Here is a 22,499-nt window from a genome sequence, read left to right on the forward strand (position 1 = left end):
GAGATTGCTACGCGCCACCTGGTGCTGCTTTGACCACCCAGCGCGGGTAAAACTGCGCCACTGCTCCGCCGTCGGTGCGCAGGGCATGGCATTTGTCGAGTTGAAAAGGCTTGTGGCGCGGCACGCCGTTATCTTCGGTAGCCGCGTCGTTGGTCGACCAGACATCGTTGGCAAACGCCTGCACCGCGGCCGTCGGCAGGATCTGCGCCAGTTCGGTCAAGTGGGTGCAGCCGGAAATGCCGGCCAGGCGTTGCTTGAGCTCGTGGCGGAAACCCTTCATCAGGTTCAGGCCGACGAGCTGTTGTTTGTAATCGGGAGCAATGGTGTCGCAGTGGCCGGGATACGGAACGGCATCGGATGCGGCTTCGGCATCGACGATGGTCAGTTGCAGATCGACGGTCAAACGCAGGTGCAGGTCATGCAGGGGGGTGCCGCCAGCGCGTGGGCCCGAGGCCAGCACGGTGTCGTGCACTTTGATATCGGTGATATGGGCGTCAAGATCCCACAGGCCGTCATCGCGTGCGTACGCTTGGACGGCAATTGCGCGCGTGTGCCGGAGCGCACGTCGGGTAACTGGGGTTGACAGGGACATAAGACCGATGCCGCTCTCGCGACAGAAATTTAGTAAGCAGCCATGTGCTGAAACGCACGTGTCCGCAGCTTCTACGGACAACTACCGCACCTGCGGCGCTGCAAAAACCCCAAAAGTGTAGCACATCAAGACCGCCAGTTGCGCCAGAACATATGTTTTGACCACAAAAATGGGCGTTTCGAGGTTGTTTTTACAAGAAATTCATCAATCGTATTTCAGTCATGGAAACATTGTATGGTGCGTTGCGGCAGCCGTTCAGTCAGCCGCTCAGTCGCGCTTAATCATCCTCCGGCGCGCCTTTTAACGCGGCCTGGACGGCGCGCTGGGAAAATCCGCGCTGCAGCAGGAAGCGCATCTGCTTGTTGCGTTCCTGCGGATCGGCGGCCACGGTGCCGAACTTGCGGCTCCACACTTCCTGGCAGCGCTCGGCCTCGCCTTCGGCCAGGCCGGCCTTCAGTTCCTGCAACTCCTCGCCCTTGATGCCGTGGCTTTGCAGCTCGGCGACAATGCGGCTGTTGCCGAAGCGCGCGGAGCGGCGGTGGATCAGCGCTTCGGAAAACCGCTCCTGCGACAGCCAGTTGTTCTTTTCCAGCAAGTCGAGCAGGGCTTCGATGTCGTCGCCCTCTTCCGCGTAGCGCGACAGCTTGCGGCCCAGTTCCAGCCGGCTGTGTTCGCGCATCGACAGGAATCGCAGTGCGCGTGCCTTCAGGCTCAGTTGCGGTGCTGCCATAAAACCCTCTGCACAATGAGAAAACCACCGGCTGAATAAACAGCGCGGTGGTCAATCCGTCGCTCCCGCGCAGGCGGGAGCCTATAGAACGCATGCTCAGCATGGATCCCCGCTTTCGCGAGGATGACGGCTATTTTACGCCGCGTCGGCTTTGTCGGCTTTGTCCGCTTTGTCGGCCTTATCGGCTTTGTCGACGGACTTCAGCTTGACGACGGTGTCGGCTTTATCGGTATTCAGCGGCGGCAGTGCGCGCACGCCCAGCGATTCGCGGACCTTGTTTTCGATTTCCCATGCCAGCTCAGGACGCTCTTGCAGGAAGATGCGGGCGTTGTCCTTGCCCTGGCCGACGCGCTCGCCGTTGTAGCTGTACCAGGAACCGGACTTCTCGACGATCTTCGCTTCCACACCCAGATCAAGAATTTCGCCTTCGCGCGAGGTGCCTGCGCCATACAGGATGTCGAAGTGCGCTTCCTTGAACGGCGGCGCGATCTTGTTCTTGACGACCTTGACCTTGGTTTCGTTGCCGATCACCTCGTCACCCGACTTGATCGAGCCGGTGCGGCGGATGTCCAGGCGCACGGAGGCGTAGAACTTCAGCGCGTTGCCGCCGGTGGTGGTCTCCGGGCTGCCGAACATGACGCCGATCTTCATGCGGATCTGGTTGATGAAGATGACCAGGGTGTTGGTGCGGTTGATCGAACCGGTCAGCTTGCGCAGCGCCTGCGACATCAGACGGGCTTGCAGGCCCGGCAGCGAATCGCCCATGTCGCCTTCGATCTCGGCGCGCGGCGTCAGCGCGGCGACGGAGTCGATCACCACCATGTCGACCGAACCGGAACGCACCAGCGCGTCGCAGATTTCCAGCGCCTGCTCGCCGGTGTCCGGCTGCGAGATCAGCAGTTCATGCAGGTTGACGCCCAATTTTTGCGCATAGCCGACGTCCAGCGCGTGTTCCGCGTCGATGAAGGCGCAGGTGCCGCCCAGTTTTTGCATTTCCGCGATGGTTTGCAGGGTCAGCGTGGTCTTACCCGACGATTCCGGACCGTAGATTTCCACCACGCGGCCGCGCGGCAGGCCGCCGACGCCCAGGGCGATGTCCAGGCCGAGCGAGCCGGTCGACACCACTTGCACCTCTTCCATCGGCGTACTGGCGTCCATGCGCATTACGGAGCCTTTGCCGAATTGCTTTTCAATCTGTGCCAGCGCGGCAGCCAGCGCCTTGGCCTTTTCAGATGCAGGTACAACAGCTTTTTTATCGTCCATAATGTTCTTTCAACCAGTGGGTGGGTGCAAATTCGTCGGTACAGGCAGTACTGTATAAAAAAACAGTGCTTAATGCAAGCACGATTTTTAAACAATTTTGAGTTCGCACAAAAACTCGCCACCTTGCGTGAAATGAAACACAATACAAGCTTCTGCAGCCGGAGTGTCTACCATGCGTATTTTACTTGCCGAGGACGATAGCGTACTGGCCGACGGCCTGACCCGGTCGCTGCGCCAATCCGGCTACGCCATCGATTGCGTGCGCAACGGCCAGGAGGCCGACACCGCCCTGTCGACCCAGGAATTCGATTTGCTGATACTGGACCTGGGCCTGCCCAAGCTGTCCGGCCTGGAGGTGCTGCGCCGCCTGCGCGCGCGCTCCTCGCTGCTGCCGGTGTTGATCCTGACCGCCGCCGACTCGATCGAGCAGCGCGTCAACGGCCTCGACCTGGGCGCCGACGACTACATGGCCAAGCCGTTCGCGCTGTCCGAGCTGGAGGCGCGGGTGCGGGCGCTGACCCGGCGCGGCGCCGGCGGCGGCGCCACCGTCATCAAGCACGGTCCGCTGTCCTACGACCAGGTCGGCCGCAGCGCCTACATCAACGAGCAGATGCTGGACCTGTCGGCGCGCGAGCTGGGCCTGCTGGAGATCCTGCTGGCGCGCACCGGCCGGCTGGTGTCCAAGGAACAGCTGGTCGACCATCTGTGCGAGTGGGGCGAGGAAGTCAGCAACAACGCCATCGAGGTCTATGTGCACCGCCTGCGCAAGAAGATCGAGGTGGGCGGCATCCGCATCGCCACCGTGCGCGGCCTGGGCTACTGCCTGGAAAAATACTCGGACGCCGCCCGCGCCAACAGCGAACTCGGCGACGCCGCCAAGTGATCCCGGCGACACAGCAGCAGGAACCCGGCCAGGCCGACGGCGAGGAATACCAGCCGCCGGCGGCCGAGGCCGACGAAGGCATCCAGCACTCGCTGTTCGGCGAGATCCTGGACTGGATGCTGGCGCCGCTGCTGCTGCTGTGGCCGATGAGCATCGCGATCACCTACCTGGTGGCCAAGTCCATCGCCAACCAGCCGTTCGACCACGCGCTGGAAGACAGCGTGACCGTGCTGGCGCAGCAGGTGCACGCGGTGGACGGCAAGATCATCAAGAGCCTGCCCGGCTCGGCCCGCGACATCCTGCGCGCCGACGACATCGACAATGTGTACTTCCAGATCCAGGGGCCGCGCGGCGAGCACATCGACGGCGACCGCGACCTGCCGCCGCCGCTCGACGAGGAGGACAAGTTCAGCGGCGGCAGCGTGCGCTTCCGCAACGACACCATGCACGGCACGCCGGTGCGCGTGGCCTATACCTATGTGCGGCTGGAGCGCAGCCAGGCCGACGATGCGCAGCTGGCGCTGGTGCAGGTGGCCGAGACGCTGGAAAAGCGCGCGCAGCTGGCCAACGCCATCATCAAGGGCGTGATCCTGCCGCAGTTCATCATCCTGCCCATCGTCCTGGCGCTGGTGTGGTTTGCGCTGGCGCGCGGCCTGTCGCCGCTGGCGCAGCTGCAGGAACGGATACGGGCGCGCAGCTCGGACGACCTGAGCCCGATCGCCTCCAACCAGGTGCCGGAAGAGATATCGCCGCTGGTGCGTTCGCTCAACGAGATGCTGGCGCGGCTGTCGCTGTCGATCGACATGCAGAAGCGCTTCATCGCCGACGCCGCGCACCAGATGCGCACGCCGCTGGCCGGCATGCGCATGCAGTCCGAGCTGGCGCTGCGGCAGACCGACAGCGGCGAAATCCACCGCTCGCTGGAGCAGCTGGCCAAGAGTTCGGAAGCGGCCACGCGCCTGGTGAACCAGCTGCTGGCCCTGGCCCGCGCGGAAAACCAGCCGCAGGCCGGCACCGCCATGCTGCCGCTGGAATTGTCCGAACTGGCGCGCAGCGCGGTGCAGGACTGGGTGCCGGCTTCGTTTGCGCAGCGCATCGACCTGGGCTTCGAGGCGCCGGCCGAGCCGGTGCAGATCGTCGGCAATCCGACCATGCTGCGCGAGCTGCTGTCCAACCTGATCGACAACGCGCTGCGCTACACGCCGGCCGGCGGCAGCGTGACGGTGCGGGTGCGCAGCGACGAGAGCGAGCGCGGCTATCTGGAAGTCGAGGACACCGGACCGGGCATCGCGCCGGCCGAACGCGAGCGCGTGTTCGAGCGCTTCTACCGCATCCTGGGCAATACCGCCGAGGGCAGCGGCCTGGGCCTGGCGATCGTGCGCGAGATCGCACAGCAGCATGGCGCCGAGGTCGACATCTTCAGCAATCCGCGCGCCACGCAGTCCAAGCTGCCGGGCGCGCTGTTCCGCCTGAGCTTCCCGCTGCCGCCGCGCCCGCAAGATGAAGAAAGCGAACCGCCGCACTATGGATAAAGCACCACCGATCACCCGCGCCGAACACTGGCGCAAGACGCGCCGCCTGTCGGCCATCCTTCTGCTGCTGTGGCTGACGACCGGCTTCTGCGCCGCCTTCTTCGCGCGCGAGCTGGCCGGCCTGAGCGTGTTCGGCTGGCCGCTGTCGTTCTACCTGGCGGCGCAGGGCGCGTCGCTGGTCTACCTGGCCATCCTGGCCGTCTACGCCTGGCGCATGCGCCGGCTGGACCAGGCCGCCGCCGCGGAGCGCCGCGCTTGAAAACCCCACGCACCTTCCTTCAGCGCCTGCGCAGCTACTACGCGCTGTTCACCATCGGCTTCGCCGGCTTCCTGATCGCGCTCGCGGTGCTGGAGCAGGAAGGCATGCCGCGCGTGTGGATCGGTCACCTGTTCATGTTCGCCACCATCGTGCTGTACGCCACGCTGGGCGTGTTGAGCCGCACCTCCAACGTGCTGGAATACTACGTCGCCGGGCGCCGCGTGCCGGCCATGTTCAACGGCATGGCCACCGCCGCCGACTGGATCTCCGCCGCCAGCTTCATCAGCCTGGCCGGCGGGTTGTACCTGCACGGCTTCGACGGCCTGGCCTACATCATGGGCTGGACCGGCGGCTACTGCCTGGTGGCGATCCTGATCGCGCCCTACCTGCGCAAGTTCAGCCAGTACACCATCCCCGACTTCCTCGCCGCCCGCTACGGCGGCGCCAGCGACAGCAGCAACAAAGGCGGCCGCGCCGTGCGCATCCTCGCGGTGGCGGCCACCATCATCGTCTCGTTCACCTACGTGGTAGCGCAGATCTACGCGGTTGGCCTGATCGCCTCGCGCTTCACCGGCGTCGATTTCTCGGTCGGCATCTTCCTCGGCCTGGCCAGCATCCTGGTGTGCTCCTTCCTCGGCGGCATGCGCGCCATCACCTGGACCCAGGTGGCACAATACATCATCATCCTGGTGGCCTTCCTGATTCCCGCCATCTGGCTCTCCGGCAAACACACCGACAACCCGATACCGCAGGTGGCCTACGGCAAGCTACTGCCCAAGCTGAGCGCGCGCGAGGCGGTGCTGATCGACGACGCCAAGGAGGCCGAGGTGCGCGCCATCTTCCGCCGCCGCGCCGACGACTACGACGCCCGCATCCGCGCCCTGCCCGCCTCGTGGGAAGCGGGGCGCGTCGAGGTCCAGCGCAAGCTCGACAGCGTCAAGCTGCGCAACGCCTCGCTGCTGGAAATCCGCGCCGCCGAGCGGGGCCTGATCGCCTATCCAAAGGATGCCGACGCCGCCGCGCGCGAGTGGGCCGACGCCCGCGCGCAGAACCTGGCCCGCGCCGAGCCGATCACGCCGCACGCCACGCCCTATCCGGGCGACGCCGAAACCTCGGACATCAAGCGCAACAACTTCCTCGCGCTGGTGTTCTGCCTGATGCTGGGCACCGCCGCGCTGCCGCACATCCTGATGCGCTCCTACACCACGCCGTCGGTGCACGAGACGCGGGTGTCGGTGCTGTGGACGCTGTTCTTCATCCTGCTGATCTACCTGACCATTCCGGCGCTGGCGGTGCTGGTCAAGTACGACATCTACAACTCGCTGGTCGGCAGCGATTTCGCCCACCTGCCGAACTGGGTGTCGTACTGGACCAACGTCGACAAGGTCAATCCGCTGTTCAGCATCACCGACGTCAACGGCGACGGCATCGTGCAGCTGGCCGAGATCACCATCGACGCCGACGTGCTGGTGCTAGCCACGCCGGAAATCGCCGGCCTGCCCTATGTGATCTCCGGCCTGGTGGCGGCCGGCGGGCTGGCCGCCGCGCTGTCGACGGCGGACGGGCTGCTGCTGGCGATCTCGAACGCGCTGTCGCACGACATCTACTACAAGATCGTCGACCGCGGCGCCTCGACGCAGAAGCGCGTCACCATCTCCAAGCTGCTGTTGCTGGCGGTGGCCTTCATCGCCGCCTACGCCGCCTCGACCAAGCCGGGCGACATCCTGTCGCTGGTCGGCGCCGCGTTCTCGCTGGCGGCCGCCACGCTGTTCCCGGCGCTGGCGCTGGGCGTGTTCTGGAAGCGCGCCAACCACCAGGGCGCGATCGCCGGCATGGTGGCCGGCTTCACGGTCTGCGTCTACTACATGCTGCATACCAATCCCATCCTGGGCGGCGGCGCGGCCGGCCAATGGTTCCACATCGCCCCCATCTCGGCCGGCATCTTCGGCGTGCCGGCCGGGCTGCTGACGATGGCCGTGGTCAGCCTGCTGACGCCGGCGCCGGACCGCCAGACCAATGCGCTGGTCGACTACATCCGCGCGCCGGAACTCTGAGATACATTTGCCTTGTGGCAGATTTGATAACTTGATGGTATGGTGCCCGAGTTATCTATTTCACAAACATACCGCCATGCATATCCGTACCCTGCTGTTACTGGCCTGCGCCGTTTGCCACGGCGCGCTGGCTGCCGATGTCGCGCCTGGCGCCGGCAAGGCCCCGCCGCCGATCGCCGATTTCTTCGGCAACCCCGAATTCACCGGCGCCATCCTGTCGCCGAGCGGCAAATACCTCGCCGTGCGCGTGGGCGGCAAGGAAAAGCGCGACCGCCTGGCCGTGGTGGAACTGGGCGCCAACACCGTCAAGGTGGTCGGCAACTTCAGCGACGCCGACATCGGCGATTTCCAGTGGGTCAACGACAACCGCCTGGCCTTCACCGCCGCCGACCGCGACCTGGCCCAGGGCGACCTGCGCTACGCGCCCGGCCTGTACGCGATCAACCGCGACGGCAGCGGCTTCCGCCAGCTGGCCATGCGCAACGGCACGCCGTTCATCACCAGCAGCCAGGGCGGCCTGCCGCCGCGCGAGCTGCTGCCGTGGCATACCTATATGCTGAACCAGCGCGGCCCGCAGGATTCCGACTACATGTACGTGCTCGACAAGAGCATCAGCGGGCCGGGCCAGCTCAACTACGTCAACCTGGAGCGGCTGAACACCGTCACCGGCCGCATCGCCTCCAGCGTGCCGCGTCCCGGCGACAGCATGAGCTGGATGCTCGACAACAAGGGTGAACCGCGCCTGACGGAGACCCGCAAGGACAGCGTCACCAGCATCTATTACCGCGACCCAGCCAACAACGAATGGCGCAAACTGATCGGCTTCGACACCTTTGCCGGCGGCAAGGGCTCGTTCTCCCCGCTGGCGTTCGGGCCGGACGGCACGCTATATGTGGTCACCCGCAGGCAAAGCGACACCTCGGCCATCCACACCTACGACCTGGTCAGCAACACCATATCCGACAAGCCCCTGGTCAGCCTGCAGGGCTTCGACTTCAGCGGCCGCCTGATCATGGACCAGAACAAGCTGCTCGGCGTGCGCTACCTGACCGATGCCCAGGGCACCGAGTGGTTCGACCCGGCGATGAAGGCCATGCAGGCCGACATCGACGCCAAGCTGCCCAACACCGTCAACCTGCTGACACCGCCGTCGCGGCCGGAAGCGCCGTGGGTGCTGGTGACCGCGTTTGCCGACATCTGGCCTTCGCGCACCCTGCTCTACAACCGCGACACCAGGGCCCTGACGGCGATCGGGGCCACCCACCCGGCCATCAATCCCAACCAGATGGCGCCCAAGTCGCTGGTGCGCTACAAGGCGCGCGACGGCCTCGACATCCCGGCCTGGCTGACCTTGCCGCGCGGCCCCGGCAAGAACCTGCCGATGGTGGTGCTGGTGCACGGCGGCCCTTACGTGCGCGGCGGCCGCTGGGACTGGGATGCGGACGCGCAGTTCCTGGCCTCGCGCGGCTACGCGGTGCTGGAGCCGGAATTCCGCGGCAGCACCGGCTACGGCTACGCGCATTTCCGCGCCGGCTGGAAGCAATGGGGCCTGAAGATGCAGGACGATATCGCCGACGGCACGCGCTGGGCCATCGCCCAGGGCGTGGCCGACGCCAAGCGGGTCTGCATCGCCGGCGCCAGCTACGGCGGCTACGCCACGCTGATGGGCCTGATCAACGATCCCGACCTGTACAAATGCGGCGTCGAATGGGCGGGCGTGACCGACATCAACCTGCTGCGCGACGGTTCGTGGTTCTATGTGTCCGACCTGTCCGACGCATGGAAGCAGTACGGCATGCCGCAGCTGGTCGGCGACCCAGTCCAGGACGCCGAGCAGCTCAAGGCCACGTCGCCGCTGCTGCAGGCCGCCCGCATCAAGCAGCCGCTGCTCCTGGCCTACGGCGGCTCCGACATGCGCGTGCCGCTGCCGCACGGCACCAGGTTCTACAAGGCGATCAAGGAGACCAACCCGAACGTCGAGTGGATCGAATACCCGGAGGAAGGCCACGGCTGGGCGCTGCCGAAGAACCGCATCGACTTCTGGGGCCGCGTGGAGAAATTCCTGGACAAGAATATCGGCGCGCAGTGAAAGACGCGCTATAGTCTCGTTGCAGCAAACCTGATCAACGGATTACGGAGGAGCGCGCATGTCGTCGGGAAAAATTCTGGTCGCACAGGGAGGCGGTCCGACCGCCGTCATCAACCAGTCGCTGGCGGGCGTGGTGCTGGAGGCGCGCCGCTTCCGCGACGTCACCCGCATCTACGGCGCCATGCACGGCGTGCGCGGCATCGTCAACGAAGACCTGGTCGACCTGACCCAGGAAACCAGCCACAATCTCGAACTGGTGGCCGCCACGCCGTCCTCCGCGCTGGGCTCGACCCGCGACAAACCCGATGCCGCCTACTGCGCCGAAATCTTCAAGGTGCTGCAGGCGCACGAGATCGAGCAGTTCTACTACATCGGCGGCAACGACTCGTCCGACACGGTGCGCATCGTCAGCCTGGAAGCGCAGAAGGCCGGCTATCCGCTGCGCTGCATCCACATCCCCAAGACCATCGACAACGACCTGGTCGGCAATGACCACACGCCGGGCTTCCCGTCGGCGGCGCGCTTCGTGGCGCAGGCCTTTGCCGGCGCCAACCTGGACAACGCCTCGCTGCCCGGCGTCTACGTCGGCGTGGTGATGGGCCGCCATGCCGGCTTCCTGACCGCCGCCGCAGCGCTGGGCAAGAAGTTCCCGGACGACGGACCGCACCTGATCTACCTGCCCGAGCGGGTGTTCGCGCTGGAGCAGTTCCTGGCCGACGTCAAAGCCACCTATGTGAAATACGGCCGCTGCGTGATCGCGGTGTCGGAGGGCATCCACGATGCGTCCGGCGAAGCCATCGCCAGCCTGCTGGCCAAGGAAGTCGAGCGCGACGCCCACGGCAACGTGCAGCTGTCCGGCACCGGCGCGCTGGCCGACCTGCTGTGCGACGAGATCAAGGCCAAGCTGGGCATCAAGCGGGTGCGCGGCGACACCTTCGGCTATCTGCAGCGCTCCTTCATCGGCTGCGTGTCCGACGTCGACCAGCGCGAGGCGCGCGAAGTGGGCGAGAAGGCGGTGCAGTTCGCCATGTGGGGCGGACGCGACGGCTCGGTGGCGATCAAGCGCACCGGCTTTTATTCGGTCGACTACGAACTGATGGCGCTGTCCGACGTGGCCGGCAAGACGCGGGTCATGGAGGATGAGTTCATCAGCGCCAGCGGCACCGGCGTGACCGACGCCTTCCGCATGTACCTGCGGCCGCTGCTGGGTTCCGGCATGCCGGACGCGTTCCGCCTGCGGCCGGCGCCGGTGGAAAAAATCCTGAAGAAATAGGAGATGGCGACCATGAGATTCTTCCACCACCACGGCGTGCTGCTGGCCATGCTGGCCGGCGCCGCGCTAGCCGTCTCGGCGCAAAACAAAGACCAGCCCCCGCCGCCGCCCGGCGGCAAGCGCGGCCCGCCACAGGAAGCCATCGACGCCTGCAAGGGCAAGGCCGACGGCGCGAAAGTCACCTTCAAGGGCCGGCGCGGCGAAGACATCAAGGGCGTCTGCAAGAAAATGCGCGACATCGTCGCCGCCGTCCCGGAGGGCGGCATGCCTCCACCGCCGCCGGACCAGCGCAAATAAAGCTACTCGGCATGCACGTCGCGGTAGGCGAGCATGGCCAACAGGCGTTCCTCCTTGTCCGCGTCGAAGCCGCAGGTCGCCTCGAAGCGGGCCGGGTTTTCGTAGGTGCCGAACAGCATGTCCCACCAGACGATGTCGCCGTAGTTGTTGCGGTGGCGGCCGTACTGGTGATGGATGCGGTGCATCTCCGGCCGCTGGAAGAAGTAGCCCATCCAGCGCGGCGTGCGCACGCTGGTGTGATAGAAAAACTCGCCCAGCGCCGTGCACAGCGTGTAGACCGCGCCCGCTTCCGGCGACAGGCCCAGCAGCGTGTACACCAGCAAGCTGCCCAGCACAGAATTGACCAGCATTTCGCCCGGGTGCTTGTAGAACGACGTGATCACCTCGATGCGCTGCGGGCTGTGATGGATCTGGTGGAAGATGCGCCACAGCCAGTCCGACTCATGGCGCCAGCGGTGCCACCAGTAAAACACGAAGGTGGCGATGAAGTAGGCCAGCACACCTCCCGCCGCCGGATGCAGGTGGTGCGACAGGTGGAACACCGACGCCGCCGACAACCAGCGCTCCCAGCTGAATCCAGCCAGCACCACGATGCCCAGTTGCGCCGCATTCACCAGCACCACCCGCAGCGGCCAGGTCCGGACGTGCGGCAAGCGCCAGCCCGGGCGCAGCCGCTCCAGCACAAAACAGCCGGCGAACACCGCCAGTATCACAGTCAGCATGTCTCTCTCCTCGAAGCGGTTGGAAAGACTGCAGTCTGCCACCGGGCAGCTTATTTAAATACCTTGCCGTTGATAATTACATCATTTAATCTATAACGTATCAAATTTCGATACTACACACATGTCCCAGACCCAAAACCTGATCGCCACGCTGAAACGCCTGCTCAAGGCGGAGGGCATCACCTACGCGCGCGTCGCCGCGCACCTGGCGTTGAGCGAGGCCACCGTCAAGCGCCAGTTCTCGCTGCAGAGCTTTTCGCTGCAGACGCTGGAAGCGATCTGCGACCTGCTTCGCATCGAGCTGGCCGAGCTGGCGCAGGCGGCGGCCAGGAACCAGCCCGAACTGCACAAGCTGAGTCCCGCGCAGGAGAAGGAACTGGTGGCCGATCCCGGCCGCCTGCTGACGGCCGTGTGCGTGCTGAATCACTGGAGCGCGGCTCGCATCGTCGAGACCTACAAGATCAGCCAGGCCCAGTGCGTCGCCTACCTGGTGCAGCTGGATCGTCTGGGGCTGATCCATCTGATGCCGGAAAACCGCGTCAAGCTGCGCATCGCGCGCGACTTCGCCTGGCTGCCGGACGGTCCTATCCAGCACTTTTTCCAGGACCGCATCCAGTCCGATTTTTTGAACGGCAGTTTTGACCGCCCCGGCCAGCAGCTACGCTTCCATCACGCGATGCTGACCGCGGAAGCCAGCGCGCGATTGCAGCAGCGCATGCAGCGGCTGCTGCGCGAGTTCGCCGAGCTGCACGAAGACAGCAAGAACGCGCCCGACGCCCAACGCTATGGCACCAGCCTGCTGATGGCGGTCAAGCCATGGGAGCCGCAAGTGTTCGAAGCGCTGCGCCGCCATCCCGACGCGCGGCCGTTTGCCGGTGCCGGCTAAACCGGGCGCGGCGCATAAGGAGCAGCATCTTTACACGCTTTTACGCTTGTTAACCTCATCTGACATATTTCTGCAACAAAATGCGTCTACCGCTTCAGGCGCAATTTTGCGGGCGCCGATGTCAGAAAGGTTGCCATGTCGTCCAAACCAGTCACCAAGGAATTGCCACCATTGCCATCGCGCCGCCGCGCCGCCCTTGGCGCGCTCGGCGCCGTCAGCGCGCTGTCCCTGATCGCCTGCGGCGGCGGAGGCTCTGACAGCACGTCCACGTCCACGTCCACGTCCACGTCCACCGCCGCCGTGCTGAGCGGCTTGAGCCTGTCGGCCGGCACGCTGGTGCCCGCCTTCGCCTCCGGCACCACCAGCTACACATCGGCGGTGTCCTACGACACCACCAGCATCACCTTCAGCCCGACGCTGGCCGACAGCACGGCGACCCTGACCATCAACGGCACGACCGTCAGCAGCGGCAACAGCTCCGGCGCGTTTGCGCTCAGCGTGGGCGACAACACCTTCACCATCGTCGCCACCAAGAGCGGCGCGGCCACCAGCTACACGCTGACCGTCAAGCGGGCTTCGATGAGCGTGTCGGCGGACGCCAGCCTCAGCGCTCTGACGCTGTCCACCGGCATCCTGTCGCCGGCGTTCGCGGCGGCCACCACCAGCTATTCGGTCACGGTGGCGAATTCCATCACATCGGTGACGCTGACGCCGACAGCGACCAGCTCCACCTCCACGCTGACCGTCAACGGCACGACCGTCGCCAGCGGCAGCGCTTCCGGCGCGCTGGCCCTGAACGTCGGCAACAACAGCCTGGTCGTCGCCGTGCTGGCCGCCGACGGCGTGAGCACCCGCAGCTACACCGTGACGGTGGTGCGCAGCGTGGCCACGTCCACCGTCTCCGGCGACGCCACCCTGAGCGCGCTGGCGATTTCCAGCGGCAGCCTGTCGCCGGCGTTCGCCTCGGGTACGGTCGCCTATACGGCCACGGTGGCCAACGGCGTCAGCTCGGTGACGTTGACGCCGACCGCCACCAACAGCGGCGCCACCATCAAGGTCGGCAGCGCGACGGTGGCCAGCGGCAGCGCCTCCGCTGCGCAGACGCTGAGCGTGGGCAGCAACACGCTGTCGGTGGTGGTCAGCGCCGAGGACGGCACGCACATCATCACTTATACGGTGGCGGTGACGCGCGCGGCCGCGGTCTCGACCGACGCCAGCCTGAGCGCGCTGGCCATCTCGTCCGGCACGCTGTCGCCGGTGTTCGCCGCGGCCACCACCAGCTACACGGCGGCCGTGGCCAACACCGTTTCCGCGCTGACGCTGACGCCGACCGCCAGCGCCAGCGGCGCCGCCATCAAGGTCAACGGCACGGCCACCGGCAGCGCCGCCGCTTCGGCATCGCTGGCACTGACGGTGGGCAGCAACACGCTGTCGGTGGTGGTGACGGCGCCGGATGGCTCGACCACCAAAACCTATACCATCATCGTCACGCGGGCGTCTGCCACCTTGTCGGCCGACGCCACGCTGAGCGGACTGACCATTTCGGCCGGGACGCTGTCGCCGAGCTTCTCCGCCGCCACCACCAGCTACACGGCCAGCGTGCTCAATGCGGTGGGGACGGTGACGCTGACGCCCACCACCACCAGCAGCGGCGCCACCATCAAGGTCAACAGCGCGACCGTGAGCAGCGGCGGCGCCTCGGCCTCGCTGGCGCTCAACGTCGGCAGCAACACGCTCAGCGTCGTGGTCACGGCGCAGGATGGCGCAAGCAGCAAGACTTACTCGGTGGTGGTCACGCGCGCTGCGGCCAGTTCCTGCTCGGTGACGCCGGAGGAAACCGCCGGCCCGTATCCGGCCGACGGCTCCACCGCCAGCAACCACGCCTACAACGTGCTGGCCTTGTCCGGCATCGTGCGCGCCGACATCCGCAACACCATCGGCAGCTCGACGCAGGTGGGCGGCGTGCCACTGACGGTGAACATCACGCTGCAGAACGTCAACGCCAGCTGCGCGCCGCTGGCCGGCTACGCGATCTACCTCTGGCATTGCACGCGCGAGGGCGTGTATTCGGTCTATACGGAATCGAGCGTGGCGGCCAACTACCTGCGCGGCGTGCAGGCCACCGACGCCAACGGCGTGGTCAGCTTCACGACGATCTTCCCCGGCTGCTACTCGGGGCGCATGCCGCATATGCACATGGAGATCTTCCCCAGCCTGGCCAAGGCCACCACGGCCAGCAACAAGGTCAAGACCACGCAGCTGGCCTTCCCCACCGATGTCTGCACCACCGTGTACAACACGGCCAGCGGCTATACCGCCAGCGTCAACAACTTCAGCAGCATCAGCTTCGCCTCCGACAATGTGTTCAGCGACGGCTATTCGCTGGAGATGACGTCGCTGAGCGGCAGCGTGTCGGCCGGCTATGTCGCCAACGTCACGATATCCATCGCGGTGTAGCGCTTTACCGGGCTTTACAAGGTCTTGACGTTTTCTAACAGTCTCCCGGGGAATAATGGTGGCCTCACATTGATTTCGGGAGCACTACATGAAAGCAGTCAAACATTGGACGTTCTGGACGCTACTGGCCGGCGCCTCGCTGGGGGCGTCGGCCCAGAACGGCCCGCAGGCTGGCGGTTCGCCGCCCGGCCCGCCGCCGGAAGCGGTCGCTGCCTGCAAGGGCAAGACCGAAGGCACGAAAGTCCAGTTCACCGGCCATCGCGGTGAAAAGGTCAGCGGCGTGTGCAAAAAAATGGGCGACGTCCTGGCCGCCTTCCCCGACGGTCCGCCGCCGGACCAGCGCAAATAAGGCAGTGGGTTCAATGCGACGATGCTACGGCGCGGCGCCGATCCGCAGCGCCGGCAGCAGCGGCGTGATGACGCCGTCCGACGGCAGCGGCGCCAGCTCCAGCAAACGCATCAGCAATGGATAGACGTCGACGTTGTCGAACTCCGGCAGCACCACGCCAGCCTTGAACGCCGGGCCAGAGGCGATGAAGGTGGCGCGCATCTCGGGCGCGAGGTTGTCGTAGCCGTGCGCGCCGCCCTTCAGCTTTTCAACCTTCTGGTTGTCGAACGCCAGCGTCCAGCCGGTTTCGGCGATACAGAGGAAGCCCGGCACGCGCGCATTGCGGCCGTACGCCAGCCGAGCCGGCACATCGAACTTGCGCCAGCACTGCATATGCGCGTGCGGCTTGAGCAAGGCCCCCGCCACCTGCTCGTCCTGCCCCGGCAGGGCATCGACCGAGGCATAGGCGCCGGAAGCTGTCTGCAGGTAGCCGGCTTGCCACAGCAGTTGGTCCATGCGCACCACGCGCTCCTTGCTGACCGCCGCCATGCCGTGATCGGAAACGATGACGATGTTGGCGTCCACGTGACGGCGCTTGAGACCATCCATCAAGCGACCGATCGCCTGGTCGACGCGCGTCACCGCCTCCGTGGTCTCCGCCGCATCCGGGCCGAAGTCGTGGCCGGCGTGATCGACGTCGTCGATGTACAGCGAGAGGAAACCGAAACGCCCGTCCGCCGGACGGTCCAGCCATGACAGCAGCTGATCGACGCGGCTCGCGGCCGGCAGCTTGCCGTCGAAGCGCGGCGCTTCGGCCGGCCGCACGCCATGGATGGCCGCCTCGGAGCCGGGCCAGAACATCTGCGCGGTGCGGATGCCATGCCGCTCCGCCGTCACCCACACCGGCTCGGCCTGGTCCCACCAGCGGCGGTCGGTGACCGCTTCCGCATTGTCGAGGCTGAAACGCACGCCCGGAATCGCGGCGTCGTTCATCGTATTGCCGACCACGCCGTGATGGTCCGGACGCAGGCCGGTCACCAGCGTGTAGTGGTTGGGGAAGGTCAGCGACGGATACGACGGCCGCATCGCCACTGCCCGCGCGCCTTCGGCCGCCAGCCGGTTCAGGTTGGGCGACACGCCGCGCTCCAGGTAGTCCGGACGCATGCCGTCCAGCGACACCAGGATCACCGGCGCAGGCTGTGCCATGTGCGCCGGCGCCACCTGGGCGCAACCTGCGGCAACCACGGCCAGCATCAGCAGACCCGCGATTTTGTTAACATAGCTCTTCATCAGCGCGACCTCGAATAACTGAAACCAGGCAGTATGCCCGCGGGATGTGACGCCGCCATGAAAAAAAGCGGACCACGCCGGGGCGTGGTCCGCTTTTTTCAGCATGCAGAATGCGCTTAGACGACGATGGTCTGGTGCTCGTCGCCGACACGGGCGCGGATCTTGCCGATGGTGTAGACGGTCTCGCCGGCCGCTTCCAGCTGGGCGATGGCCGCTGCCGCGTTTTCCTGCGACACGATGACGGTCATGCCGATGCCGCAGTTGAACACGCGGTGCATCTCGGCGTCGGCCACGCCGCCGTGCTGCTGCAGCCAGGTGAACAGCGGCGGCATGGTCCACGATTTGCCATCCAGCTCGGCCACCAGGCCAGGCTGCAGCACGCGCGGGATATTCTCGACCAGGCCGCCGCCGGTGATGTGCACCATGCCCTTGACTTCCATAGCGTCCATCAGCGCCAGCAGCGGCTTGACGTAGATGCGGGTCGGCTGCATCAGCACGTCCGACAGCTTGCGGCCGTGGAAGTCGCCTTCCAGGTCCGGCTTGGCCACTTCGATGATCTTGCGCACCAGCGAGTAACCGTTCGAGTGCACGCCCGACGAAGCCAGGCCCAGGATCACGTCGCCCGGCACGATCTTGGTGCCGTCGATGATCTTCGATTTTTCCACCGCGCCGACCGCGAAACCGGCCAGGTCGTATTCACCGGCAGGATACATGGAAGGCATTTCCGCCGTTTCGCCGCCGATCAGCGCGCAGCCGGCCTGTTCGCAGCCCTGGGCGATGCCCTTGATCACGTCGGTGGCGGTCGCCACGTCCAGCTTGCCGCAGGCGAAGTAGTCGAGGAAGAACAGCGGCTCGGCGCCCTGCACCAGGATGTCGTTGACGCTCATGGCGACCAGGTCGATGCCGACCGTGTCGTGGCGGTTCAGCTCGAACGCCAGTTTCAGCTTGGTGCCCACGCCGTCGGTGCCGGAGACCAGGACCGGCTCCTTGTACTTCTTGCTGATCTCAAACATGGCGCCGAAACCGCCCAGGCCGCCCATCACGCCTTCGCGCATGGTGCGCTTGGCAAAGGGCTTGATCGCTTCGACTAAAGCGTCGCCCGCGTCGATATCGACGCCGGCGTCACGGTAGGACAGGGAAACATTAGAAGTTTGGCTCATGGTGTATTTCGCAGCGGAGGCGGTAAAATAGAAGGCGGAGACCTGTTTCGTAGCAAAAAACCACGAAAATGCGTAGAAATCGGCGCAAAATCGGTACGACAACCCGGTCAATCCGCTATTTTATCAAAATGCCCCGTCCAACAGCCGTTTTTAACCATCTAAATCACTTTCCATGCCATTTCCCCTCTCGCTAGAGCAAAAGCAAACGGTATTCTGGGTAGCGGTTTGGGCGGCATTCTTCCTCCTCCTGATCACTTTGGGTCCGGTGCTGACGCCCTTCCTGGCCGCCGCCATCATCGCCTATGCGCTCAATCCGGGGGTCGACTTCCTCGACCATCTGCACCTGCCGCTGGGCCGCGTGAAGATGCCGGTGCCGCGCGCGCTGGCCGTGGTGGTGGTCGTGGTGCTGTTTTTTGCCGCCATCGCCACCCTGGTGCTGATCGTGGTGCCGGTGCTGCAGAAGGAAATCCCGATGCTGCAGGCGCAGATCCCGGCCTTTTTGGCCAAGACCAACGACCTGCTGGGGCCCAAGCTGCTGGACATGGGCGTCAAGGTGCGCCTCGACAGCGCCGGCATCAAGAAGCTGGTGTCGCAGCAGATGTCCACCAGCGGCGACGAGATCTGGAGCGCCGTGCTCAATTCCGCCCGCGTCGGCGGCACCGCGGTGCTGGGCTGGATCGCCACGCTGGTGCTGATCCCCGTCGTGCTGTTCTACCTGCTGCTGGACTGGCACCCGATGCTGGCCCGTATCGGCGGCGCCGTGCCGCGCCGCTGGATAGTCGCCACCGAGGCGATGGCGCGCGAAGTCGACACCCTGCTGGCCCAGTACCTGCGCGGCCAGCTGCTGGTGATGTTCGTGCTGGCGGTCTACTACTCGGTGGCGCTGGCGATCGCCGGTTTCGACGTCGCGCTGCCGGTCGGTATCATCACCGGCCTGCTGGTGTTCATTCCCTACCTGGGCTTCGGCCTGGGCCTGGTGCTGGCGCTGATCTCGGCCGTGCTGCAGTTCTCCGACTGGAGCGGCGTCATCGCCGTGGCCATCATCTACGGCGCCGGCCAAGTCCTGGAAGGATTCTTCCTGACCCCGCGCCTGGTCGGCGAGCGCATCGGCCTCAATCCGCTGGCCGTGATCTTCGCCCTGCTGGCGTTCGGCCAGCTGTTCGGCTTTGTCGGCGTGCTGCTCGCATTGCCCGCGTCGGCGGTGCTGATGGTGGCATTTAAGCACTTGCGCCGCCACTACCTGAGCAGCAGCTTCTATAATGCGTGACGTGGAATACAGAATCGTTATGCAAAATACAAGACCAAGGCGAACGCCATGAAGCAGCTGGTGCTCGATTTAGGCGCGGACCAGGCGCACAGCCTCGCATCCTTCGAGGTCGGACAGAATGCCGAAGCGGCAGCGCTGATGGAGCAGTTCGCCGGTCGCACGTCGCGCGAGCACTTCGCCTACCTGTGGGGCGCCGGCGGCGTCGGCAAGACCCACCTGCTGAAAGCCCTGGCCAGCGCCGGCGGCGAGGCGGAACAGCTGCGCGCGCGCTACATCTCGCCGTTTTCAATCGAGTCCGAGTTCCTGTATTCGCCCGAGGTCGACCTGTATCTGCTCGACGACTGCGAAAAACTGTCGCCGGTGGCGCAGATCGACGCCTTCGCGCTGTTCAACGAAATCCGCGCCAACAACGCCTTCATGGTCTGCAGCGGCGCCGTCGCCCCTGCCGTGCTGCCAGTGCGCGAGGACCTGCGCACGCGCATGGGCTGGGGCCTGATCTACCAGATCCACGGCCTGACCGACGATGAAAAAGTGGCGGCCCTCTCCGCCGCCGCCACGGCCCGCGGCTTGACGCTGTCGCCGGGCGTGATACCCTACTTGCTGTCCCACTTCCAGCGCGACATGCGGTCGCTGTCGACGATGTTGGACTCGCTGGACCAATATTCCCTTGAAACCCAACGCCCGATCACCCTGCCGCTGCTGCGCGAGTGGTTGCAGGCGGAAGCCAAAGAATGATGAAGCATGAACCTGGCACTATTTGACCTCGACCACACGCTGCTGCCGATCGACTCCGACTACGAGTGGGGCCAGTTCCTGGTGCGCATCGGCGCCGTGGACGCCGCCGAATTCGCCCGCCGCAACGATGAATTCTTCGCCCAGTACCAGGCCGGCACGCTGGACCCGGTCGAATACCTCGAGTTCTCGCTCGGCACCTTGGCCGGCTTCCCGCGCGCCAGGCTCGAGGCGATGCAGGCGCAGTACATGGAGGAAGTCGTGCTGCCGGCGATCCGCCCGGCCGCCCGCGCGCTGCTGCAAAAGCACATCGACGCCGGCGACCTGGTGGCCATCGTCACCGCCACCAACCACTTCGTCACCGCGCCGATCGCCAAGGCCTTCGGCGTCGAGCACCTGATCGCGGCGATGCCGGAAACCGACGCCGAAGGCAACCTGACCGGCAAGCTGCTCGGCACCCCGACCCAGGGCGCCGGCAAGGTCACGCACACCAAGGCCTGGCTGGCGAAGATGGACAAGAAGCTGGAAGATTTCGGCACCGTCCACTTCTACAGCGATTCGCACAACGACCTGCCGCTGATGTCCATCGTCAGCCACCCGGTGGCGACCAACCCCAACGCCGCACTGAAAACGCATGCCACAGCCCAAGGCTGGCCATTAATTGACCTATTCAATGATTAAGAAACTGATCCGCAAAATCCTGGGCACCAAGAGCAAGGCGCGCGACACCAGCACGCCGGTGATACTCGGACCGGACGCCCACGGCATCGATCCCCGTCTGCTGTCGTCAAACGCGGTGCGCGTCACCAGCACCCTGCAGGAAGCCGGCTACGAAGCCTTCGTCGTCGGTGGCGCCGTGCGCGACCTGCTGCTGGGCGTCAAGCCGAAAGACTTCGACATCGCCACCAACGCCACGCCGGAGCAGGTGCGCAAATTATTCAGGCGCGCGTTCATCATCGGCAAGCGCTTCCAGATCGTGCACGTGATGTTCGGCCAGGACCTGCTGGAGGTGACCACCTTCCGCGGCACCACGCTGGACAACGCGCCCAAGGATGAACATGGCCGCGTCCTGCGCGACAACACCTTCGGCTCGCAGGCGGAAGACGCGGTGCGCCGCGACTTCACCATCAACGCCATGTACTACAACCCGGCCAACCAGCAGGTGCTGGACTACCACGGCGGCATCGAGGACATCCGCGCCAAGACGCTGCGCATCATCGGCCAGCCGGAAGCGCGCTACCGCGAAGACCCGGTACGCATGCTGCGCGTGGTGCGCTTCGCCGCCAAGCTCAAATTCTCGATCGAGCCGAACACCGGCGCGCCGATCCCGGTGATGGCGTCGCTGATCGACAACGTGCCGGCCGCGCGCGTGTTCGACGAAATGCTGAAACTGCTCATGAGCGGTCAGGCGCTGGCCTGTTTGCAGCAGCTGCGCAAGGAAGGCCTGCATCACGGCCTGCTGCCGCTGCTGGACGTGGTGCTGGAGCAGCCGCTGGGCGCCAAGTTCGTCACGCTGGCGCTGGATTCGACCGACGCCCGCATCCACGCCGGCAAGACCGTGTCGCCGGGCTTCCTGTTCGCGTCGCTGCTGTGGCACCAGGTGCTGGAGAAATGGACCGCCTACCGCGCGGCCGGCGAGCAGACCATCCCCGCGCTGCACCTGGCCGCCGACGACGTGCTCGATTCGCAGACCGAGAAGCTGGCCTTGCAGCGCAAGATCGGCTCCGACATGCGCGACATCTGGTCGATGCAGCCGCGCTTCGAGCGCCGCACCGGCAAGTCGCCGCACAAGCTGCTGGAACACCTGCGCTTCCGCGCCGGCTACGACTTCCTGCTGCTGCGCTGCGCCTCGGGCGAGATCGACGCCGAACTGGGTGAATGGTGGACCGCCTTCTATGAAGGCGACGAAGCCACCCGTGAAGACCTGATCGCCTCGGCCAACCAGCCGGCCGGCGGTGGCGGCGCCAAACGCAAGCGCGCTCCGCGCCGCGGAGGCCGCAGCAAGGGCGGCGCCGGCGGCGCTGAAGGCGGCGCCCCCGCCACCGGCGGCGGCGACGGCGCGGATTAAGCTGCGCGGACGCACTCACAGCGCATCATGAGCATCATCGGCAAAACAGGCGAAGACGGCTTCGCCTTCACCATCGCCTACGTCGGCATCGGCGCCAATCTCGGCGACGCGCGCGGCAACGTGGCCGATGCGCTGGAGCGCCTGCAGCGCCTGCCCGGCTGCACGCTGATGGCCGCATCGAGCCTGTACCGCACCGCCCCCATCGATTCCAGCGGCGACGACTACATCAACGCCGTCGCCCGCGTCGCCACCACGCTGGACGCCGAAGCGCTGCTGCAGGCGCTGCACGGCATCGAGCAGGCGCACGGCCGCGAACGGCCCTACCGCAACGCCCCGCGCACATTGGACCTGGACCTGCTGCTGTACGGCGACCAGCAGATCGCCAGCCCCACGCTGACCGTGCCGCACCCGCGCATGACCGAACGCGCCTTCGTGCTGGTGCCGCTGCTGGAGATCGAGCCGGCCATCCACATTCCCGGCAAGGGCGCGGCGCAGCAGTATGCCGCCGCGGTAGCCGGCCAGGGCATCGGGCCCATTATTTGACTCCCCTGCACGCGACAGCATTCAGGACTACACTATCGCGGTCTGACCTCATCTTTAAAGGATTCTCCATGTCT

Annotated in this window: 21 protein-coding genes; 15 read left to right on the forward strand and 6 right to left on the reverse strand. The window is 65.7% G+C overall.

Annotated features, from left to right (window positions below; translation table 11 throughout):
• Window positions 1-7 precede the first annotated feature (7 nt).
• From ACSQ3S_RS30755 to recA, 3 genes are all read right to left on the reverse strand, one after another.
• On the reverse strand, window positions 8-592 hold the full coding sequence (locus ACSQ3S_RS30755; RefSeq protein ID WP_176652284.1) for a DUF2889 domain-containing protein: 585 nt from the start codon (window positions 590-592) through the stop codon (window positions 8-10).
• 277 nt (window positions 593-869) lie between these two features.
• Window positions 870-1,322, reverse strand: coding sequence for a recombination regulator RecX (recX, locus tag ACSQ3S_RS30760; RefSeq protein WP_436144742.1), 453 nt, complete (start codon window positions 1,320-1,322; stop codon window positions 870-872).
• A 135-nt stretch (window positions 1,323-1,457) separates the two neighbouring features.
• Window positions 1,458-2,585 (reverse strand): recombinase RecA, encoded by a 1,128-nt coding sequence (gene recA, locus ACSQ3S_RS30765; protein ID WP_436144743.1) that lies wholly within the window; start codon window positions 2,583-2,585, stop codon window positions 1,458-1,460.
• Window positions 2,586-2,757: 172 nt separating this feature from the next.
• Here recA and ACSQ3S_RS30770 point away from each other — a divergent pair, with 172 nt between their 5' ends.
• From ACSQ3S_RS30770 to ACSQ3S_RS30800, 7 genes are all read left to right on the forward strand, one after another.
• Window positions 2,758-3,468: a response regulator gene (locus ACSQ3S_RS30770; RefSeq protein ID WP_176652281.1), complete on the forward strand. Its 711-nt coding sequence runs from the start codon at window positions 2,758-2,760 to the stop codon at window positions 3,466-3,468.
• Window positions 3,465-5,000 (forward strand): sensor histidine kinase, encoded by a 1,536-nt coding sequence (locus ACSQ3S_RS30775; RefSeq protein ID WP_413446713.1) that lies wholly within the window; start codon window positions 3,465-3,467, stop codon window positions 4,998-5,000. Before ACSQ3S_RS30770 ends, ACSQ3S_RS30775 begins: the two co-directional genes overlap by 4 nt.
• On the forward strand, window positions 4,993-5,259 hold the full coding sequence (locus ACSQ3S_RS30780; RefSeq protein ID WP_413446712.1) for a DUF4212 domain-containing protein: 267 nt from the start codon (window positions 4,993-4,995) through the stop codon (window positions 5,257-5,259). Before ACSQ3S_RS30775 ends, ACSQ3S_RS30780 begins: the two co-directional genes overlap by 8 nt.
• On the forward strand, window positions 5,256-7,313 hold the full coding sequence (locus tag ACSQ3S_RS30785) for a sodium:solute symporter family protein (RefSeq protein ID WP_436144744.1): 2,058 nt from the start codon (window positions 5,256-5,258) through the stop codon (window positions 7,311-7,313). Before ACSQ3S_RS30780 ends, ACSQ3S_RS30785 begins: the two co-directional genes overlap by 4 nt.
• A gap of 76 nt (window positions 7,314-7,389) precedes the next feature.
• Complete coding sequence (locus ACSQ3S_RS30790; RefSeq protein WP_436144745.1) at window positions 7,390-9,402, forward strand: alpha/beta hydrolase family protein; 2,013 nt, start codon at window positions 7,390-7,392, stop codon at window positions 9,400-9,402.
• A gap of 58 nt (window positions 9,403-9,460) precedes the next feature.
• Window positions 9,461-10,675, forward strand: coding sequence for a 6-phosphofructokinase (locus ACSQ3S_RS30795; protein WP_436144746.1), 1,215 nt, complete (start codon window positions 9,461-9,463; stop codon window positions 10,673-10,675).
• A 12-nt stretch (window positions 10,676-10,687) separates the two neighbouring features.
• Entirely contained in the window at window positions 10,688-10,972 is a 285-nt protein-coding gene (locus ACSQ3S_RS30800) for a hypothetical protein (RefSeq protein ID WP_436144747.1), read from the forward strand.
• A gap of 2 nt (window positions 10,973-10,974) precedes the next feature.
• On the opposite strand, the gene ACSQ3S_RS30805 is transcribed toward ACSQ3S_RS30800, so the two are convergent.
• The gene (locus ACSQ3S_RS30805; protein ID WP_436144748.1) at window positions 10,975-11,694 is read right to left on the reverse strand and encodes a sterol desaturase family protein; all 720 of its coding nucleotides are present in this window, start codon (window positions 11,692-11,694) and stop codon (window positions 10,975-10,977) included.
• Between the two features lie 121 nt (window positions 11,695-11,815).
• Here ACSQ3S_RS30805 and ACSQ3S_RS30810 point away from each other — a divergent pair, with 121 nt between their 5' ends.
• From ACSQ3S_RS30810 to ACSQ3S_RS30820, 3 genes are all read left to right on the forward strand, one after another.
• A complete protein-coding gene (locus ACSQ3S_RS30810) occupies window positions 11,816-12,580 on the forward strand; it encodes a helix-turn-helix domain-containing protein (RefSeq protein WP_436144749.1) in 765 nt (254 codons plus the stop codon).
• Between the two features lie 135 nt (window positions 12,581-12,715).
• Window positions 12,716-15,037: a cadherin-like beta sandwich domain-containing protein gene (locus ACSQ3S_RS30815; RefSeq protein WP_436144750.1), complete on the forward strand. Its 2,322-nt coding sequence runs from the start codon at window positions 12,716-12,718 to the stop codon at window positions 15,035-15,037.
• Between the two features lie 88 nt (window positions 15,038-15,125).
• Complete coding sequence (locus ACSQ3S_RS30820; protein WP_436144751.1) at window positions 15,126-15,386, forward strand: hypothetical protein; 261 nt, start codon at window positions 15,126-15,128, stop codon at window positions 15,384-15,386.
• Between the two features lie 24 nt (window positions 15,387-15,410).
• On the opposite strand, the gene ACSQ3S_RS30825 is transcribed toward ACSQ3S_RS30820, so the two are convergent.
• Both ACSQ3S_RS30825 and purM read right to left on the reverse strand, forming a co-directional pair.
• Window positions 15,411-16,655: an ectonucleotide pyrophosphatase/phosphodiesterase gene (locus ACSQ3S_RS30825; RefSeq protein ID WP_436144752.1), complete on the reverse strand. Its 1,245-nt coding sequence runs from the start codon at window positions 16,653-16,655 to the stop codon at window positions 15,411-15,413.
• 116 nt (window positions 16,656-16,771) lie between these two features.
• Window positions 16,772-17,815, reverse strand: coding sequence for a phosphoribosylformylglycinamidine cyclo-ligase (gene purM, locus ACSQ3S_RS30830; protein ID WP_436144753.1), 1,044 nt, complete (start codon window positions 17,813-17,815; stop codon window positions 16,772-16,774).
• 172 nt (window positions 17,816-17,987) lie between these two features.
• On the opposite strand from purM, the gene ACSQ3S_RS30835 reads away from it, so the two are divergent.
• The 5 genes from ACSQ3S_RS30835 to folK are packed head-to-tail and all read left to right on the forward strand — an operon-like array spanning window position 17,988 to window position 22,425.
• A complete protein-coding gene (locus tag ACSQ3S_RS30835) occupies window positions 17,988-19,082 on the forward strand; it encodes an AI-2E family transporter (protein ID WP_436144754.1) in 1,095 nt (364 codons plus the stop codon).
• Window positions 19,083-19,130: 48 nt separating this feature from the next.
• Complete coding sequence (gene hda / locus ACSQ3S_RS30840) at window positions 19,131-19,817, forward strand: DnaA regulatory inactivator Hda (RefSeq protein WP_176652263.1); 687 nt, start codon at window positions 19,131-19,133, stop codon at window positions 19,815-19,817.
• 6 nt (window positions 19,818-19,823) lie between these two features.
• The gene (locus ACSQ3S_RS30845; protein ID WP_176652262.1) at window positions 19,824-20,495 is read left to right on the forward strand and encodes an HAD family hydrolase; all 672 of its coding nucleotides are present in this window, start codon (window positions 19,824-19,826) and stop codon (window positions 20,493-20,495) included.
• Window positions 20,488-21,882: a polynucleotide adenylyltransferase PcnB gene (gene pcnB, locus ACSQ3S_RS30850; protein ID WP_176652261.1), complete on the forward strand. Its 1,395-nt coding sequence runs from the start codon at window positions 20,488-20,490 to the stop codon at window positions 21,880-21,882. Before ACSQ3S_RS30845 ends, pcnB begins: the two co-directional genes overlap by 8 nt.
• A gap of 27 nt (window positions 21,883-21,909) precedes the next feature.
• Window positions 21,910-22,425 (forward strand): 2-amino-4-hydroxy-6-hydroxymethyldihydropteridine diphosphokinase, encoded by a 516-nt coding sequence (gene folK / locus ACSQ3S_RS30855; protein WP_436144755.1) that lies wholly within the window; start codon window positions 21,910-21,912, stop codon window positions 22,423-22,425.
• Window positions 22,426-22,499: the final 74 nt, after the last annotated feature.

The organism is Duganella sp. LjRoot269, assembly GCF_964254095.1.
In the GTDB taxonomy this organism is placed as follows: domain Bacteria; phylum Pseudomonadota; class Gammaproteobacteria; order Burkholderiales; family Burkholderiaceae_D; genus Rugamonas; species Rugamonas hordei.